The following is a 1,425-nucleotide window of genomic DNA, read 5'->3' on the forward strand; positions in this document are numbered from 1 at the left end:
GGTGGCGAGGCCCTGACGGGCACAGACCGGAGACTATAATGGCTTCAGCCGCAGAACAGCTCGCGTCAAATCTTAATTTCTCTGCTTTCTCGAAGGCTGAAGAGCTCAAGAAGCGCATTTGGTTTACTCTTGGCGCACTGCTGGTCTATCGCCTCGGTACCTACATTCCACTGCCAGGCATCAATCTTGCCGCTTACGCACAGGCATTCAATCACCAGGCACAGGGCATCCTCGGGATGTTCAACATGTTCGCCGGTGGCGCCGTTGCGCGTATGGCGATCTTTGCACTTGGCATCATGCCTTACATTTCCGCTTCGATCATTGTGCAGCTTATGACGTCGGTCGTACCGGCGCTGGAACAGCTGAAGAAGGATGGCGAGCAAGGCCGCAAGGTCATTAATCAGTATACCCGCTACGGCACCGTACTTCTGGCGACGGTACAGGCGTATGCGATCGCGGTTGGGCTGCAGGGCAGCCAGGGGATCGTGACCAACCCGGGTCCGTTCTTCCTGTTCTCGACTGTTATCACGCTTGTTGGCGGCACCATGTTCCTGATGTGGCTGGGCGAACAGATCACCGCCCGCGGTATCGGCAACGGCATTTCGCTCATCATTTTCTCGGGCATCGTCGCTAATCTGCCGCAGGCAATCTCCGGAACGCTGGAACTCGGCCGCACCGGCGCTCTTTCGACGTCCGTCATCCTTGCCATCATCGTTCTTACCATTGCGGTCATTGGCATCATCGTCTTCGTGGAGCGTGCGCAGCGGCGCCTGCTGATCCAGTATCCGAAGCGTCAGGTCGGCAACCGTATGTTCCAGGGCGACACGTCGCATCTGCCGCTGAAGCTCAATACCGCGGGCGTCATTCCGCCGATCTTCGCTTCGTCGCTACTGCTTCTGCCTGCAACGATCGCCGGCTTCGCTCAGAGCCACAATCTGCCGGCGTGGGCAACGACCGTGCTGTCGTCGCTCGGCCACGGCCAGCCGATGTACATGGCTCTCTATGCAGCCATGATCGTCTTCTTCGCCTTCTTCTACACGGCGCTCGTGTTCAATCCGAAGGACACAGCTGATCAGTTGAAGAAGCACTCCGGCTTCATTCCCGGCATTCGCCCCGGCGAGCGTACGGCTGAATATATCGATTACGTCCTGACGCGTATCACGGTTCTTGGCGCTATCTATCTTGTCATCATCTGCATGCTGCCAGAGTTCCTGATTTCGTGGGCGGGTGTTCCTTTCTATCTCGGCGGTACGTCGCTGTTGATTGTCGTGAGCGTGACGCTCGATACAGTTGCACAAATCCAGGGTCACCTGATTGCGCATCAGTATGAAGGGCTGATCAAGAAGTCGAAGCTCCGTGGGGGGAAACGCAACAGATGAGATTAATACTTCTCGGACCACCGGGGGCAGGTAAGGGAACTCAGTC

1 protein-coding gene is annotated in these 1,425 nt (G+C 57.1%); it reads left to right on the forward strand.

The features are described 5' to 3' along the window. Positions 1-38 precede the first annotated feature (38 nt). On the forward strand, positions 39-1,379 hold the full coding sequence (gene secY / locus AAAB35_RS12675; RefSeq protein WP_340668639.1) for a preprotein translocase subunit SecY: 1,341 nt from the start codon (positions 39-41) through the stop codon (positions 1,377-1,379). The last annotated feature ends 46 nt before the right edge of the window (positions 1,380-1,425 follow it).

The organism is Phyllobacterium sp. (assembly GCF_037994425.1).
GTDB lineage: Bacteria > Pseudomonadota > Alphaproteobacteria > Rhizobiales > Rhizobiaceae > Phyllobacterium.